Genomic DNA, 14754 nt, shown 5'->3' with positions numbered 1-14754 from the left:
CGAGGGTCGCCCTTTTCGTTTAGTCGTTCTTGGCGGCGCGGTCGGCCTTCTTGCGCTCGTTGGGATCGAGCAGGCGCTTGCGCAAGCGGATGGACTTGGGCGTCACTTCCACCAGTTCATCGTCCTCGATATAGGCGATGGCCTGTTCCAGGCTCATCTTGCGCGGCGGGGTCAGCTTGACCGCCTCGTCCTTGCCAGCGGCGCGGATATTGGTGAGCTGCTTGGCCTTGAGGGCATTGACCTCGAGATCATTGGGGCGGTTGTGTTCGCCGATGATCATGCCCTCGTAGATCTTGACGTTGCCGGTGATGAACATGGAGCCGCGATCTTCCAGGTTCCACAGGGCATAGGTGACCGCATCGCCCTGACCATTGGAGATCAGAACGCCGTTGCGGCGGCCCTCGATGGCGCCCTTGTAGGGGGCATAGCCATGGAACATACGGTTCATCAGGCCGGTGCCGCGCGTATCGGTGAGGAATTCGCCGTGATAGCCGATCAGGCCGCGGGCGGGCGCCAGGAAGGTGACGCGGGTCTTGCCGCCGCCCGAGGGACGCATGCCGGTGAGTTCAGCCTTCCTGAGGCTCATCTTCTCGACCACGACGCCGGAATATTCGTCGTCCACGTCGATGAACACTTCCTCGATGGGCTCGAGGCGCTTGCCGTGTTCGTCGGTCTGGAACAAAACGCGGGGACGCGAGATGGAGAGTTCAAAGCCCTCGCGGCGCATCTGCTCGATGAGCACGCCCAACTGAAGCTCGCCACGGCCCGACACCTCGAAAGCGTCCTTGCCAGCGGTCTCGCGGATATGGATGGCGACGTTGGACTCGGCTTCACGGGCCAGACGGGCACCGATCATGCGCGACGTGACCTTGTCGCCTTCCTGGCCCGCCAGCGGGCTGTCATTGACCGAGAAGGTCATGGCCAGCGTCGGCGGATCGATGGGATTGGCCTTCAAGGGCTCGGTGACCTCGGGCACGCAGATGGTGTCGGCCACGGTGGGCTTGGTCATGCCAGCGATGGCGATGATGTCGCCCGCCTCGGCGCTTTCCACCGGAATGCGCTCGATGCCACGGAAGGCCAGCAGCTTGGACAGGCGGAACTGTTCCAGCACCTTGCCGTCATGGGACAGGCCCTTGACCTGCATGTTCAGCTTGGCGGTACCGGAATAGATGCGGCCCGTCAGAACGCGGCCCAGATAGGGATCGGCTTCCAGCGTGGTGGCCAGCATGGAGAACGGAGCGTCCAGGTCGCGCTTGGGCGGCGGCACATGGGCGACGATCAGGTCGAACAGCGCGGCCAGATCCTTGCGCGGACCCTCCAACGAATCGTCGGCCCAGCCGTCACGGCCCACGGCGAACAGAGTGGGGAAGTCCAGCTGATCGTCATCGGCATCCAGGGCGGCGAACAGGTCGAAGCATTCGTCGTGCACTTCATGGGGCCGCGCGTCGCCGCGATCCACCTTGTTGACCACCACGATGGGGCGCAGACCCAGGCCCAGCGCCTTGCCGGTGACGAACTTGGTCTGGGGCATGGGGCCCTCGGCCGCGTCCACCAGAACCACGACGCCGTCCACCATGGACAAGATGCGCTCCACCTCGCCGCCGAAATCGGCGTGGCCGGGGGTGTCGACGATATTGATGCGCACGCCCTTCCACTCGACCGAGGTGCACTTGGCCAGAATGGTGATGCCGCGTTCTTTTTCCAGATCGTTGGAATCCATCACGCGTTCAGCCACCTGCTGATTTTCGCGGAAGGTTCCGGATTGCCGCAGCATGGCATCCACCAAAGTGGTCTTGCCGTGGTCGACGTGGGCGATAATAGCGATGTTGCGCAGTTCCATGGGACTCGTCTTACCGGAGATTTTCGAGGATATGGGGACCCAGTTTGGCGCGGACCAGATCCTTGAGCGATCGCTCGGGCCGGGCGCCGTAATGGGAGATGACTTCGCCAGCGGCAATGCCGCCCAGCATGGCACAGGTGGCGAGATCACGCCCCTGGGTAAAGCCGAACAGGAAACCGGCAGCATAAAGATCGCCAGCCCCGGTGGTGTCCACCAGTTGTTCGATTTCGTCGGCGGCGACCACCTGGGTCTCGTCCTCGGTCACCACCACCGAACCCTTGTCGCCCCGCGTCACGGCGGCGACGCGGCAATGACCGCGCACGGCCCGCACCGCTTCATCGAAGGACTCGGTCTTGTACAGCGAGCACAGCTCGGACTCGTTGGCGAACAGAATGTCCACATGACCGGCGACCAGATCCAGGAAGGCGTCGCGGTGACGGTCGACGCAGAAGGGGTCGGACAGCGACAGCGAAACCAGACGTCCGGCGCCATGGGCCACGGTGGCGGCCTTGAGGAAGGCGCGCTTGGCCTCGGGCGGATCGTAGAGATAGCCTTCGAGATAGGTGATTTCGGCCCCGGTGATCAGGCCGATATCCACGTCGTCGGGCCCCAGTTCCACGCAGGCGCCCAGATAGGTGAGCATGGTGCGTTGGGCATCGGGAGTGACCAGGACGAAACAGCGCGCCGTGGACGGGCCGCCATCATCGGCTTCGGTCTCGAAATGGACGCCCATATTGCGGATGTCATGGCGGAAGACCTGGCCCAACTGGTCGCTCTTGACCTTGCCCACATAGGCGGCGCGGCCGCCCAGAGCGGCGATCCCGGCGATGGTGTTGGCCGCCGAACCGCCCGAGCATTCGATGCCGGGAGGAAGCTGGGCATAGATGGACTCGGCCTGCTCGGCATCGATCAAGGTCATCACGCCCTTGGTGAGACCGAGACGATGCAGCAGCAGGTCATCGGCATGCACCAGCACATCAACGATCGCGTTGCCGATACCGGCGACGTGGATGGTCTTGTCCGCCATGGTCGAATACGAGCCTTCTCGCAAGGAAAGTCAGCGCCCCGGCGTGCGTCCTGCGCCTAATCCGGAGGCATTTTGCGGCGCAGTATAGCCAGGAAGCCGCCATAAACAACAAAAACCGCCTTTGGCCTTGGCGAATGGCGCGGAGCATGCTTGAATCCGTGGTTTCCCCACATGCTCCATGGAGCCCCATGACCATCCCCAAAGCCCTGTTCAGGGCCTTCGCCCAACTGAGCGATCCGGGCCTGCGCCGCATTCTGCTGATCGGCATCGCGGCGGCCCTGGCCTGCTGGGGCGGGCTGGCGCTGGGCGCCGCGGCGCTGCTGCGCCAGATCCACTGGTTCGACAACCAGTTGGCCGATATCAGCACAAGCGTGATTCTGGGCGTCACCTCCATCGCGCTGCCCATCTTGTTCTTCTCGGCCCTGGCCACCTTCGTCATGAGCTTCTGGTTGGACGACGTGGCCGATGTGGTCGAGGCCCGGCACTATCCCCAACTGGGACCGGCGCGTTCCATGGGCTGGGCCGAGATCCTGAAAGGGTCGCTCCGCTTCCTGCTGGTCATGGTGCTGATCACCGCTTTGGCGGCACCGTTCTATCTGGCGCTCCTGTTCCTGGGCTTCGGCATCATTCTCAACTATGCGGTCAACGGCTATCTGCTGGGCCGGGAATATTTCGAGGTGGTGGCGGCGCGCAGGATGGAGCCCGAAGCCATGCGCCTGACGTTCCGCAACAATCTCGGGCGGCTGTGGCTGTGCGGCGCGGTGATCAATCTCGTGTTTCAGATTCCGCTGCTGAACCTCACCGCCCCGGTGGTGGCCACCTCCTTCATGGTCCACATCTTCCAGTCCCTGAGGACCCAATGATCAAGCGCCTCGCCTCGGCTTCACTCCTGCTCCTGCTGGCCGCCTGCAATGGGGCGGGGAACTCGGCCACCAGCGGCGGCGTGGCGACTGGCCCGTCCAGCCGGGGCAAGGACGAGCAGACGGCCCTGATGGCCCCTCCCGCCCCTGGCACCATGGCGCCCTCGGCGCTGAAGGGCCTGAGCGCCGCCAATGCGGAGCGCGCCCTGGGCAAGCCCGCCTTCGTGCGCCGCGATCCGCCCGCCGAGATCTGGCAGTACCGGGTCAAGGTCTGCACCCTGGACCTGTTTCTGTATGACGAGGACGGCCGCATGACCGTGTCCCATTACGCGGTGCGGACTCCAGGCGGCACCTCCATGGGCGATGCCGCCTGTCTGGATGAAGTCCTGGCGCGCCGCGACGGCACGCCGACCAGCTAGGTCATTTGTGTTGTGGGCTCCGCCCACGCCCCTTACGCCCCCGTCAGGCTTTGGGCGATGCGGCGGATATGGGCGCGGATTTCGCGTTCGGCGGTATCACCGTCGCCCCGGGCCACCGCCTCGACCATGCGGGCGTGCTCGTCCACCCGCTCGTCCATCAGAGCAGGGCGAAGATCGGGGCGGATGCACATGGCGGTGGTGCGCGCCCACAGCCGTTCGATGATCTCGACCATCACCTTATTGCCCGAGGCCTCGGCCATCATCTTGTGAAAGCGGGCCACCTCGGCGGCATAGGCCTCGCGGGCATTGCCCGCCACCGCGGCGCGCTGGGCGGCGATGGAGGCGCGCAGATCCTGCACCTCTTCGGGCGAAATCTTCTCGGCGGCCAGACGGGCGGCGGCACCTTCCAGCACCTCGCGGGTCTGCAAGATGTCCATCAGCCGCGCCTTGTCGAAGCCCACGAAGAACACGCCATGGCGCGGCCAGACCTCGACGATGCCGTCGGCCTCCAGCCGGGCGATGGCGTTCCACACCGGCGAGCGGCTGACGCCAAGCTGCCGCGCCAGATCCTCGACGCTGATCTTGTCGCCGGGCATGAAGTGCTTGCCCGCCAGCAGCATCTCGTGCAGCGCCGTATAGGCCTGATCCGCCAGATTGGTCTTTTGCAGCTTCACACCCGCCCTCCCATCTCTAATTCCGATGATGCACCAACTGGACTCTGGGGGCAAATACGAATAATGTATCACGTAACATGAAACACGAGGTGGCGTGATGAGCCTGTCCCTGTTCCGTATGCCGCTGCCCCGCGCCCTGGCCTGGGCGGCCTTGATCATCGGCGCCGCCATCGTCGTTATCGACCCCCTGCCGGGGACGGAAGGGCGCGTCTTAGGGCTGGCGGTGGCCTTCATCGGATTATGGGCCACGGCGGTGATCCCCGAGCCCATGACCGCCGTGTTCTTCTTCACCACGGCCATGCTGTTGAAGGCGGCGCCGGCGGGCACCGTGTTCGGTGGCTTCTCCTCGGCGGCCCTGTGGCTGATCTTCGGCGGGCTGATCATGGGCATCGCGTTCCGCTCCACCGGGTTGGGCGAGCGACTGGGGGCACGCCTCAGCCACGCCTTCGGCTCCAGCTATTGGGGGGTGATCAGCGGAGTGACCCTGGTCGGTCTGGCCCTGGGTTTCCTGATGCCGTCCTCAATGGGCCGCGCCATCATGCTGATGCCCATCGCCGTGGGATTGGCCGAGCGCTATGGCTTCGCGCCGGGCACCAACGGCCGGATCGGGGTGGTGCTGGCCGCCGCCTTCGGCTGCCACGTCCCCACCTTCTCCATCCTGCCCGCCAATCTGCCCAATCTGGTGCTGGTGGGCGCGGCCGAGACGCTATGGCACTACACGCCCCATTACGGCGAGTATTTCCTGCTGCATTTCCCCATCCTGGGCTTTCTCAAGACCGCCATCATGATTCCGCTGATCGTCTGGCTGTGGCCCGACACCCCCCAGCCGGAAGCCGCCACCCGTCCCCTCGGCCCCATGAAGCGCCAGGAGGGGCAGCTCGCCCTGCTGCTGGCCTGCGCCCTGGTGCTGTGGGCCACCGATTTCCTCCACCATGTCAGCCCGGCCTGGATCAGCATGGCGGCGGGCGCCCTGCTGCTGCTGCCCGGCATCGGGCTGGTGGACCGCAAGGCCTTCAACGAGCAGATCAATTACGGCTCCATGTTCTATGTGGCCGCCATCATGGGATTGGGCGCCATCGTGGACCAGTCGGGACTGGGCGCAAGGCTGGCCCATGCGGTTCTGGATGTGCTGCCGCTGTCGCCCGGCCATGCGGCCACCAATTTCGCCTCCTTGTCGGTGCTGTCCACCCTGGTCAGCCTGCTGACCACCCTGCCCGGCGCTCCGGCGGTGCTGACCCCCATGGCCGGTCAGATGGCCGAGGCCTCGGGAATGTCGGTGGAAGCGGTGCTGATGAGTCAGGTCCTGGGCTTTTCCAACCCCATCATGCCCTACCAGTCGGCCCCCATGGTGGTGGCCATGCAGTTGGGCGGCGAGCGTTTGGGCCCCGCCCAGACGCTGTGCCTGTGGCTGGCGGGCATCACCATCCTTGTCCTGCTGCCGCTGGACTTTTTGTGGTGGCGCTTGCTGGGCTGGATCTAGAACAGGGCGTACTGGTTGACCGGAAGTCCGGCCTTGCTCCGCCTTGTGCCAACAGTGGGCGGCGGCGGAGCGCTGGTGCGGCGGGGGGCCGGGTCGGCGCGCAGCACTGGCGCCGGGGCCGGAGGCGCTGCCACCGGTGGCAGGGGATGGTTGCGGTCGGCCAGACGCTCGTCCAGTTCACCCTTCAAGGCGGCGGCCACCAGACTGAGGCGGCGATTCTCGGCCTCCAGCCGGTCGGCGCGGCCCTTCAGGTTTTCGAACTGGGTGGTCAAATGCTCGACCATCTCGAAAGCCTGGGTCAGATCGGCGTGCAGGGCCTGTTCGGCCGCCTGGGCGGCATCGGCGCGGCGCTTCTCGGCGCCCAGTGTCTCGCGCAGATCGTCAAGCTCGGCTTTCAGGCGAATGGTTTGCGCCACGTCCTGGGCGGCATTTGCCAGCCCTCCCGCCGCGCCGGGGCCGGTCTGGCGCAGCTTCTCGTTTTCGGACCGCAGATGACGGATTTCGTTGCGAAGATCGAAGACGGTGTCCTCCAGATCCTCCAGCCGGGTGGAACTGACCACCGGCCCGCTTTCGGCCAGCCGGGAGGCCAGGGCGACGAAGTCCAGCCCGGCGCCTTCCAGCAGGCGCCCGGCTGTGCGTAGCGCGTGCAGCGCCTCGGAATCGTTGTCCGAAGCGGCGAGCGCCAGCACTTTGGCGAGTCGTTGAACGTCCATGAACCCTCTATCCCCCGAGAACGAGGGATTCTGTCAAAAGCCGAGTCCGGGAGCAAACCATATTTTGTGGTTCAGCTACCGACCCCCCCACCAATGCCAGCTATCTCCGCCCTTTGGTGACTTAGTCACAAGACATCGCGGCGGGCATTTAATATAGTGTCCGCCTAATATAAATTCCCGGAGACCGAAGCCATGGACACCAAGCCCGCCGTACCGGCCTTGCCGCTGCACAAAGGCGAGGTGCCGGTCTACATGGAGACCGGCAAGGCCCAGCCCCGCGCGGTGAGCGGCACGTTCCGCTCGTGGAAATGGTGGGCCATGGTGATCACCCTGGCCTGGTGGCATCTGGGACCGTTCTTGCGCTGGGACCGGGGACCGGGGGCGCCCGATCAGGCCATCCTCATCGACATGCCCGGCCGGCGGGCCTATTTCCTGTTCCTGGAGATCTGGCCGCAGGAAATCTACTACCTGACCGGTATTCTGCTGCTCTCGGCCATCTTGCTGTTTCTGATGAGCGCGGTGGCCGGGCGCGTGTGGTGCGGCTTCATCTGCTGGCAGACGGTCTATACCGACCTGTTCGTGACGGTGGAACGCCTGGTGATCGGCGACCGCAGCCAGCGCATCGCCTTCGAGCGCCAGCCCTTCTCGGTCGAAAAGCTGGCCCGCAAGGCGGCGGTCAACCTGATCTGGCTGGTCATCTCGGCGGCCTGCGGCATCGGCTTCACCCTGTGGTTTGGCGACGCCTTTCAGCAGTTGAAGGATATCTTCACCCTTGAGGCCAGTCCGCCCACCTATGTGTTCATCGCCATCCTGGGCGGCTTCTGCTTCTTGCTGGCGGGCTATGCACGCGAACGGGTCTGCGTCTATCTCTGCCCCTATTCGCGCTTTCAGTCGGCCATGTTCGACGAGCATTCCCTGATCGTCACCTACGAAGCATGGCGAGGCGAACCCGGCGGCGCGGCCCGCAAGGGGCAAAGCTTCGAAGGACGCGGCCATTGCGTCGATTGCCGGTCCTGCGTCCAGGCCTGCCCCACTGGCATCGATATCCGTCGGGGCAACCAACTGGCCTGTATCGGCTGCGCGCTGTGCATCGATGCCTGCAATCAGGTGATGGACCGCTACGGCCTGCCCCGCGGCCTGATCCGCTACGATTCCAGCCACAATATCGAGGCCCGCAAATGCGGCGCCCCCACCAGCCTGCGCATCATCCGGCCGCGCACCCTGATCTATGGCGGCATCATGGCCCTGGCCGCCTCGGTGATGCTGTTCCGCCTGACCACGCGGCCCGATGTGGACGTCAACGTTCTGCACGAGCGCGCACCGCTCTTCGTGCAGATGTCGGACGGCTCCATCCGCAACGGCTATGTCTACAAGGTGCTGAACATGAAGGCCGAAGACCGCAGCTTCGGTCTGCGCCTGGAAGGCGCCGAGGGCGCGGTCATCGACGTGGTGGGCGGAGAAAGCGGCGCGGCCACCGCCGAATTGCGCGTGCCCCGCGATTCAGTGGGCACGTTCCGGCTCTATGTCACGGTTCCGGCGGCCAAGGCGGCATCCAAGAGCATGCCGGTAACCTTCGTCCTCGACGGGTCCAGCCGTCAGGTGCGCACGCCCACCATCTTCGCCGGGCCGGAAAAGTAGGACGAGGCGTCTTACCCGTTACCGATGATCGCAACCGATCATCGGGATCGCCCTCAATCGCCGGGCGCCGCCGTGGCGGCTTGGCTCCCGCCGCATAAGCGGCGCGGCCCCTTGGGCCTAACCAAATCCCGATGAGTCCGGCTCATCGGGATTTGGCATCAGAACACGTCCTTGCGCCGCCGGAGTTCCGCGAAAACCTGGGCGGGGTCGGCGCCCGGTTCCATCCCCACGGCGCGGGCCACACTGGCCGTGTCGGCGCGCAGGAAGGGGTTGACGGCACGCTCCTCGGCCAGACGGACCGGCACGGTGGGGCGGTTGCCCGCCCGCAGACGTTCCACCTCGTCCAGCCGGGCTTTCAGCGCCTGATTGTCGCGCTCCACCAATTTGGCGAAGCGGCCATTGGCGGCGGTGTATTCATGGGCGGGATAGGCCATGGTGTCGGACGGCAGGTCGCGCAGCTTCTTCAAGCTGGCCCACATCTCCTCGGCCGAACCCTCGAACAGACGCCCGCAGCCCAACGAGAACAGGGTATCGCCACAAAACAGCACATGGCTGTCGGCGAACCAATAGGCCACATGCCCCGATGTGTGACCGGGAACGTCCAGCACCGTGACGGCGGCATGTCCCAGCATGAAGGTCTCACCGTCGGAGACCTCCAAAGTGATGCCGGGAATTCGCCCGGAATCGCGCGCAGCCCCCACCACCGCGCAACCCGTGCGCCGCGCCAGATCGAGATTGGCCCCGGTGTGGTCGCCGTGATGATGGGTGTTGAGGATATGGGTGAGCGTCCAGCCCCGCGCGGCCAGACGTTCCAGCACCGGCTCGGACACCGCCGGATCAATGGCCGCCGTGACGCCGCCCAGCGGCTCATGGGCCAGATAGACGTAATTGTCCGACAGCACCGGAATCTGCTCGACGATAATCTTGGCCATTGCCGTCTCGCCCTTTTTCTGTTGCTCCGGTTGTAGCACCAACCGCCCAAAACGCCTATCCTCGAGCCATGAACGGAGACTTGTCCTATCCCGCCATGTGGACCGATGTGGTCGATCTGCGCGACTTCTACAGCGGCAGCCTGGGCCAGACGGCCCAGCGGCTGATCCGCCGGCAGTTGCGCGCCCTGTGGCCCGATGTCACCGGCCAGCGGGTTCTGGGCCTGGGCTTCGCCACCCCTTATCTGCGCATCTTCCTGGCCGAGGCCGAACGGGTGATCGCCGCCATGCCCGCCAGCCAGGGCGTGCTGCCCTGGCCATCGGAAGGCCCCGGCCTCACCACCTTGGTGGACGAGACCGACCTGCCGCTGCCTGACCGCTCCATCGACCGCATGCTGCTGGTCCATGCCCTGGAATCCACCGAACAGGTACGCGCCATGATGCGCGAAGCCTGGCGGGTGCTAGCCGATGGCGGGCGTCTGGTGGTGGTGGCGCCCAACCGAAGAGGCATCTGGGCCCGGCTGGAACGCACCCCCTTCGGCAATGGCAGGCCTTACACAATGGGGCAGTTGAACCGCCTGCTGCGCGACAACATGTTCACCCCCGTCAACAAGGCCTCGGCCCTGTTCCTGCCGCCCACCACATCCCGGATGCTGCTGCGTTCCGCCCCGGCGGTGGAGCAGATCGGCCAGCGCTGGTTCGAGACCTTCGGCGGCGTCGTCATGGTCGAGGCTGCCAAGCAGATCTATGCGGGCAGCGCGGTGCGCGAGGCCAAGGGCAAGCGCCGTTCCTATCTGCCGGTGGCGGAAGGATTCTCGCGGGTGATGAAGTAGGCTTGACCACGTTGCGCCGGTTCGAAGAGGCGTAAATGGCTGTTGAACCACGAAGGCGCGCTTCCGGACGTCGTTCAGTGCTGCTCGCGCGTGGCGGTGAAGCGGATCTTCTCGAAATCCTGCTGGGCGCGGTTCAACTGCCAGGAATTACGCGCCAGATAGACCATGGCGCCGTCGCGGTCCTCGGCCATGTTGGACTTGTTGCCATCCATGAAGCGCTTCATCTCGGCCTCGGTCTCGGCGGCCACCCAGCGGGCGGTGACGAAGCCGCCGTCTTCAAATCCGGCCTTGATGTTGTATTCGGACTCGATGCGGGTGGTCAGCACGTCGAACTGCAACGGGCCCACCACGCCGACGATCCAGGTGGAACCGTCGAGCGGCTTGAACACCTGGGAGACGCCTTCCTCGGCCAGATCTTCCAGGGCCTTCTTCAACTGCTTGGCCTTCATGGGATCGTCGAGCCGCACCCGGCGCAGCACTTCCGGCGCGAAGGTGGGAATGCCGAGGAAGTTCATGTCCTCGGATTCAGACAGCGTGTCGCCGATGCGCAACTGGCCGTGATTGGGAATGCCCATGATGTCGCCGGGGAAGGCCTCTTCCGCCAGTTCGCGGTCGCGGGCCAGAAAGAACACCGGATTGACCAGGGCCATCACCTTGCCCGAACGCACATGTTTCAGCTTCATGCCGCGCTTGAAGCGGCCCGAACAGATGCGGAAGAAGGCGATGCGGTCACGGTGGTTGGGGTCCATATTGGCCTGGACCTTGAAGACGAAGCCGCTGACCTTGGTCTCCTCGGGTTCGACGGTGCGGGTGTCGGCCTTGCGCGAGATGGGCGGCGGCGCCAGACGGCCGATGCCTTTCAGCAATTCCGCCACGCCGAAGGTCTTCAAGGCGCTGCCAAAGAACACCGGCGTCAGGTGACCGGCCAGAAAGCTTTCCAGGTCGAATTCGGGATAGCCGCCACGGACCAGCTCCACCTCTTCACGCAGACGGTCGGCGGCGGCCTTGCCCACCGCTTCGTCCAGCTTGGGGCTGTCCAGCGAGGCGTCGACGCTGATCTCGGCGATATGATCGCCCCGGCCGGGATCGAACATGATGACGCGGTCATTGACCAGATCGTAGACGCCCTTTAAGTCCCGGCCCATGCCGATGGGCCAGGTCACGGGCGAAACGTCCAGCGCCAGGGTCTTTTCCACTTCGTGCAGCAGGTCGAAGGTCTCGCGGCCCTCGCGGTCCACCTTGTTGACGAAGGTGATGATGGGCACGTCGCGCAACCGGCAGACCTCGAACAGCTTCAAGGTCTGGGTCTCGATGCCCTTGGCGGCGTCCAGAACCATGACGGCCGAATCAACGGCGGTGAGCGTGCGGTAGGTATCTTCGGAAAAGTCCTCGTGGCCAGGCGTGTCCAGCAGGTTGAAGGACAGGCCGCCATATTCGAAGCTCATCACCGAGGCGCTGACCGAGATGCCGCGCTCCTTCTCGATGGCCATCCAGTCCGAACGGGTGCGACGCTGCTCACCCCTGGCGCGCACGGCACCCGCCATCTGGATAGCGCCGCCGAACATCAGCAGCTTCTCCGTCAGCGTGGTCTTGCCGGCGTCGGGGTGGGAGATGATGGCGAAAGTGCGCCGCAGCGCGATGGCGTCGGAGAGTATGCTCATGGGGCTGGGTTTTCGCCTCCCTTGATGCAAGAATCAAGAGGTTTGGAACGGAGTCCCTCCCAATGCGCATCGACCTCGATCTCGATCTGGCGTCCCGCCTCTATCAGGTGGCGCGGCAATTGGGCCGCGACCCGGCCGAATGCGCCCGTTCGGCCATCCTGGCTTTCGTGAAGGATTGCGAGGATGCCGCAACCTTGCGCGCCCGCCTGGGCGGCGGCGGCGACACCTGGGGCAGAGACGATGGCTGGGGCGATTGAGAGAAAATTCTGGAGTCTGTCCGACTTAGGCTGAAACACTTTGCCTCGTCATCCCGGCCTTGAGCCGGGATCCAGGGGGAGCCACATCTAGCGTCAACGCTTGTGACTCCTGGGTCCCGGCTCAAGGCCGGGATGACGATGGAATGGTGTTGATCCAGCTTGGTCCAGACAAGTTCTAGCCGCCGCAGGTGCCGCAGCAGGTGTCGCTGTCATAGGTGAGGCGCGCCACCAGATGGCGATGTCCGTCGCGGGCGGGAAAGAAATGCATGAACACCATGGCAAGGCCCTTGGGCAGCGGTGCCTTCAGACCGGTCATGCGCGCCGAGCGCGACGAACCGTAGTGATAGTCGTCGGATTCATCGCACAGGCGGAAGGCGGCGGGCAGCAGTTCGGCGCAGGCCGACAGCGAGAGCCGGTGGGCATCGACCACCGTACCCGTGGCCAGGGTCTCGATCACCGCCCCATCCCCTTCGATCCGCACCTGTACCACATTGGCATGGGCGGCAACGGCGTTTTCCAGCAGGCTCAGCATTTCAATCTGGGCATCCAGGGCGGGGGTGATCACATTCATGGCGAGGCTCCTTGGGCGAAGGGTTCATAAAAAGCAGCTTTGCGCCACCCGCCACATTGAGCCCGGTCAAGCATCCCCCCTTCCGGCCCTCCTGCAACCGTGGTTAAATATTCCCATGGAGTGTCGTCCATGACAGGTGAAACCAGCATTCGTGTCCTGATCGAAGGCCGGGTCCAGGGTGTCTGGTTCCGCGGCTGGACCGTCGAGCAGGCCACGAGCCGCAAGCTGTCGGGCTGGGTGCGCAATCTGGTGGATGGCCGCGTCGAGGCTCTGTTCCACGGCCCCTCGCATCTGGTCCGTGACATGGTCGAGGCCTGCCACAAGGGCCCGCCCGCCGCCCTGGTCACCAGGGTGGAGACCGAAGCTTCGTCGGAACATCCTTCGCCGGGCTTTCACCAACGTCCCACCGCCTGATCATGAAACTTTCCCGCCGCCAAATCCTAGCCGGAGCCGCCGCCATGACCATCGCCAAAGCAGCCGATGCCGCCCCCAAGGGCGGCCGCCAGTTCCCCAAGGATTTCTTCTGGGGGGCGTCGACCGCCGCCTACCAGATCGAAGGCGCCTATGACACCGACGGGCGCGGCATGACCATCTGGGACAAGTTCACCGCCGACGGCAAGATCATGGACGGATCCAGCGCCAAGGTGGCCTGCGATCATTACCACCGCTACCCCGAAGACATCGCCCTGATGAAGGCGGCGGGATTCAACGCCTACCGCTTTTCGCTGGCCTGGCCGCGCATCATTCCGGCAGGCACCGGGGCGATCAATCCCAAGGGCCTGGATTTCTATGACCGGCTGGTGGACAAGATCCTCGAGGCTGGCATCAAGCCCATGGCCTGTCTCTACCACTGGGACCTTCCCCAGCCCTTGGAGGACAAGGGCGGCTGGCAGGGCCGCGACATCGTCGGCCCCTTCGCCGAATACGCCCGCATCGCCACCAAGCGGTTGGGCGACCGGGTCAAGGACTGGTACATGCTGAACGAGCCCAATGTGGTGGCCATCATCGGCTACGGCATCGGCGAGCACGCGCCCGGCTATAAACTGGGCGAGGACGGCATCCTCAAGGCGCTGCACCACCAGAACCTGGCCCAGGGCACCGCGCTGCGCGCCATTCGGGCCGAGCATTCCGACGCGGTGCTAGGCACGGTGATCAACCTGCAGCCCTGCCGCTCCGAAGATGACGACCCCAAGAACCGGGCGGCGGCCATCCGCTGGGACGCGGTGTGGAACCGGGTGCCGCTGGACGGCGTCATGAGGGGCGCCATTCCCGATGTGCTGGCCGAGAAGATGAAGCATATCGTCAAGCCCGGCGATCTGGAGACCATCAAGTTCCCCATCGACATGCTGGGCATCAATTACTATTCCCGCATGACCATGAAGCACGAGGAAGGCCACCCCTTCGACGTCTTCTGGGGCGACGCCCATTGCGACCGCTGGACGGCCATGGCCTGGCCGGTGCAGCCCGACGGGCTTTACGATCTGCTGCGCGAGTTCAAGGAGCTTTACGGCAATCCGGCGGTGTTCATCGCCGAGAACGGCGCCGCCTATGACGACGTGGTTGCGCCTGACGGCCAAGTTCACGATGCCGAGCGCGTCGCCTTCCTGAAAGACCACGTCTCCGAGGTGGCCCGCGCCGTCAAGGACGGCTGCAACGTCAAGGGCTATCTGGCCTGGTCGCTGTTGGACAATTTCGAATGGGCCTATGGCCTGTCCAAGCGTTTCGGCCTGGTGCGCGTCGATTACGACACCCTGAAGCGCACGCCCAAGGACAGCTACAAATGGTTCGCCGAGGTCATCAAGTCCGGCCGGGTGGATTAGAAAGCAACGGGGCGGAGGATCATTCCTCCGCC

Annotated in this window: 15 protein-coding genes; 8 read left to right on the top strand and 7 right to left on the bottom strand. The window is 64.9% G+C overall.

Annotated features, from left to right (window positions below; translation table 11 throughout):
- Nucleotides 1-19: 19 nt before the first annotated feature.
- Nucleotides 20-1840 (bottom strand): translational GTPase TypA, encoded by a 1821-nt coding sequence (gene typA, locus CCC_RS18260; RefSeq protein WP_009870902.1) that lies wholly within the window; start codon nucleotides 1838-1840, stop codon nucleotides 20-22.
- Between the two features lie 10 nt (nucleotides 1841-1850).
- Nucleotides 1851-2867: an adenosine kinase gene (locus CCC_RS18255; RefSeq protein ID WP_009870903.1), complete on the bottom strand. Its 1017-nt coding sequence runs from the start codon at nucleotides 2865-2867 to the stop codon at nucleotides 1851-1853.
- A 188-nt stretch (nucleotides 2868-3055) separates the two neighbouring features.
- Here CCC_RS18255 and CCC_RS18250 point away from each other — a divergent pair, with 188 nt between their 5' ends.
- Nucleotides 3056-3730 (top strand): EI24 domain-containing protein, encoded by a 675-nt coding sequence (locus CCC_RS18250; RefSeq protein WP_009870904.1) that lies wholly within the window; start codon nucleotides 3056-3058, stop codon nucleotides 3728-3730.
- A complete protein-coding gene (locus CCC_RS22495; RefSeq protein WP_009870905.1) occupies nucleotides 3727-4146 on the top strand; it encodes a hypothetical protein in 420 nt (139 codons plus the stop codon). The genes CCC_RS18250 and CCC_RS22495 overlap by 4 nt, the downstream gene beginning before the upstream one ends.
- 32 nt (nucleotides 4147-4178) lie before the next feature.
- Here CCC_RS22495 and CCC_RS18240 read toward each other — a convergent pair whose 3' ends face one another.
- Complete coding sequence (locus CCC_RS18240) at nucleotides 4179-4820, bottom strand: GntR family transcriptional regulator (RefSeq protein ID WP_009870906.1); 642 nt, start codon at nucleotides 4818-4820, stop codon at nucleotides 4179-4181.
- A gap of 97 nt (nucleotides 4821-4917) precedes the next feature.
- Between CCC_RS18240 and CCC_RS18235 the strand changes: the two genes are divergently transcribed.
- Complete coding sequence (locus CCC_RS18235; protein ID WP_041042269.1) at nucleotides 4918-6300, top strand: SLC13 family permease; 1383 nt, start codon at nucleotides 4918-4920, stop codon at nucleotides 6298-6300.
- Here CCC_RS18235 and CCC_RS18230 read toward each other — a convergent pair.
- The gene (locus CCC_RS18230) at nucleotides 6297-7013 is read right to left on the bottom strand and encodes a hypothetical protein (RefSeq protein ID WP_009870908.1); all 717 of its coding nucleotides are present in this window, start codon (nucleotides 7011-7013) and stop codon (nucleotides 6297-6299) included. The genes CCC_RS18235 and CCC_RS18230 overlap by 4 nt on opposite strands.
- A 192-nt stretch (nucleotides 7014-7205) precedes the next feature.
- Between CCC_RS18230 and ccoG the strand changes: the two genes are divergently transcribed.
- Nucleotides 7206-8651 (top strand): cytochrome c oxidase accessory protein CcoG, encoded by a 1446-nt coding sequence (gene ccoG, locus CCC_RS18225; RefSeq protein ID WP_009870909.1) that lies wholly within the window; start codon nucleotides 7206-7208, stop codon nucleotides 8649-8651.
- A gap of 158 nt (nucleotides 8652-8809) precedes the next feature.
- Here ccoG and gloB read toward each other — a convergent pair whose 3' ends face one another.
- Nucleotides 8810-9583, bottom strand: coding sequence for a hydroxyacylglutathione hydrolase (gloB, locus tag CCC_RS18220; protein ID WP_009870910.1), 774 nt, complete (start codon nucleotides 9581-9583; stop codon nucleotides 8810-8812).
- 95 nt (nucleotides 9584-9678) lie between these two features.
- On the opposite strand from gloB, the gene CCC_RS18215 reads away from it, so the two are divergent.
- A complete protein-coding gene (locus CCC_RS18215) occupies nucleotides 9679-10413 on the top strand; it encodes a class I SAM-dependent methyltransferase (RefSeq protein WP_041042617.1) in 735 nt (244 codons plus the stop codon).
- Nucleotides 10414-10487: 74 nt separating this feature from the next.
- Here the strand turns inward: CCC_RS18215 and CCC_RS18210 are convergent, their stop codons facing one another.
- Nucleotides 10488-12074, bottom strand: coding sequence for a peptide chain release factor 3 (locus CCC_RS18210; RefSeq protein ID WP_009870912.1), 1587 nt, complete (start codon nucleotides 12072-12074; stop codon nucleotides 10488-10490).
- Between the two features lie 62 nt (nucleotides 12075-12136).
- Between CCC_RS18210 and CCC_RS18205 the strand changes: the two genes are divergently transcribed.
- Nucleotides 12137-12331, top strand: coding sequence for a hypothetical protein (locus CCC_RS18205; RefSeq protein WP_009870913.1), 195 nt, complete (start codon nucleotides 12137-12139; stop codon nucleotides 12329-12331).
- Between the two features lie 175 nt (nucleotides 12332-12506).
- Here CCC_RS18205 and CCC_RS18200 read toward each other — a convergent pair whose 3' ends face one another.
- The gene (locus CCC_RS18200) at nucleotides 12507-12902 is read right to left on the bottom strand and encodes a hypothetical protein (protein ID WP_009870914.1); all 396 of its coding nucleotides are present in this window, start codon (nucleotides 12900-12902) and stop codon (nucleotides 12507-12509) included.
- Nucleotides 12903-13031: 129 nt separating this feature from the next.
- On the opposite strand from CCC_RS18200, the gene CCC_RS18195 reads away from it, so the two are divergent.
- Both CCC_RS18195 and CCC_RS18190 read left to right on the top strand, forming a co-directional pair.
- Entirely contained in the window at nucleotides 13032-13316 is a 285-nt protein-coding gene (locus CCC_RS18195) for an acylphosphatase (protein WP_041042267.1), read from the top strand.
- 44 nt (nucleotides 13317-13360) lie between these two features.
- Nucleotides 13361-14722, top strand: coding sequence for a GH1 family beta-glucosidase (locus CCC_RS18190; RefSeq protein ID WP_009870916.1), 1362 nt, complete (start codon nucleotides 13361-13363; stop codon nucleotides 14720-14722).
- The last annotated feature ends 32 nt before the right edge of the window (nucleotides 14723-14754 follow it).

Source organism: Paramagnetospirillum magnetotacticum MS-1, from assembly GCF_000829825.1.
Classification (GTDB): Bacteria; Pseudomonadota; Alphaproteobacteria; order Rhodospirillales; family Magnetospirillaceae; genus Phaeospirillum; species Phaeospirillum magnetotacticum.
Note: the sequence above shows the minus strand (reverse complement) of the source record. Positions and strands in the feature narration are given on the sequence as shown.

Coding starts and splice junctions, on each gene's coding strand:
- typA (WP_009870902.1), bottom strand. CDS start 1,840: ATGGAACTGCGCAACATCGCTATTATCGCCCACGTCGACCACGGCAAG.
- CCC_RS18255 (WP_009870903.1), bottom strand. CDS start 2,867: ATGGCGGACAAGACCATCCACGTCGCCGGTATCGGCAACGCGATCGTT.
- CCC_RS18250 (WP_009870904.1), top strand. CDS start 3,056: ATGACCATCCCCAAAGCCCTGTTCAGGGCCTTCGCCCAACTGAGCGAT.
- CCC_RS22495 (WP_009870905.1), top strand. CDS start 3,727: ATGATCAAGCGCCTCGCCTCGGCTTCACTCCTGCTCCTGCTGGCCGCC.
- CCC_RS18235 (WP_041042269.1), top strand. CDS start 4,918: ATGAGCCTGTCCCTGTTCCGTATGCCGCTGCCCCGCGCCCTGGCCTGG.
- CCC_RS18230 (WP_009870908.1), bottom strand. CDS start 7,013: ATGGACGTTCAACGACTCGCCAAAGTGCTGGCGCTCGCCGCTTCGGAC.
- ccoG (WP_009870909.1), top strand. CDS start 7,206: ATGGACACCAAGCCCGCCGTACCGGCCTTGCCGCTGCACAAAGGCGAG.
- gloB (WP_009870910.1), bottom strand. CDS start 9,583: ATGGCCAAGATTATCGTCGAGCAGATTCCGGTGCTGTCGGACAATTAC.
- CCC_RS18215 (WP_041042617.1), top strand. CDS start 9,679: ATGTGGACCGATGTGGTCGATCTGCGCGACTTCTACAGCGGCAGCCTG.
- CCC_RS18210 (WP_009870912.1), bottom strand. CDS start 12,074: ATGAGCATACTCTCCGACGCCATCGCGCTGCGGCGCACTTTCGCCATC.
- CCC_RS18205 (WP_009870913.1), top strand. CDS start 12,137: ATGCGCATCGACCTCGATCTCGATCTGGCGTCCCGCCTCTATCAGGTG.
- CCC_RS18200 (WP_009870914.1), bottom strand. CDS start 12,902: ATGAATGTGATCACCCCCGCCCTGGATGCCCAGATTGAAATGCTGAGC.
- CCC_RS18195 (WP_041042267.1), top strand. CDS start 13,032: ATGACAGGTGAAACCAGCATTCGTGTCCTGATCGAAGGCCGGGTCCAG.
- CCC_RS18190 (WP_009870916.1), top strand. CDS start 13,361: ATGACCATCGCCAAAGCAGCCGATGCCGCCCCCAAGGGCGGCCGCCAG.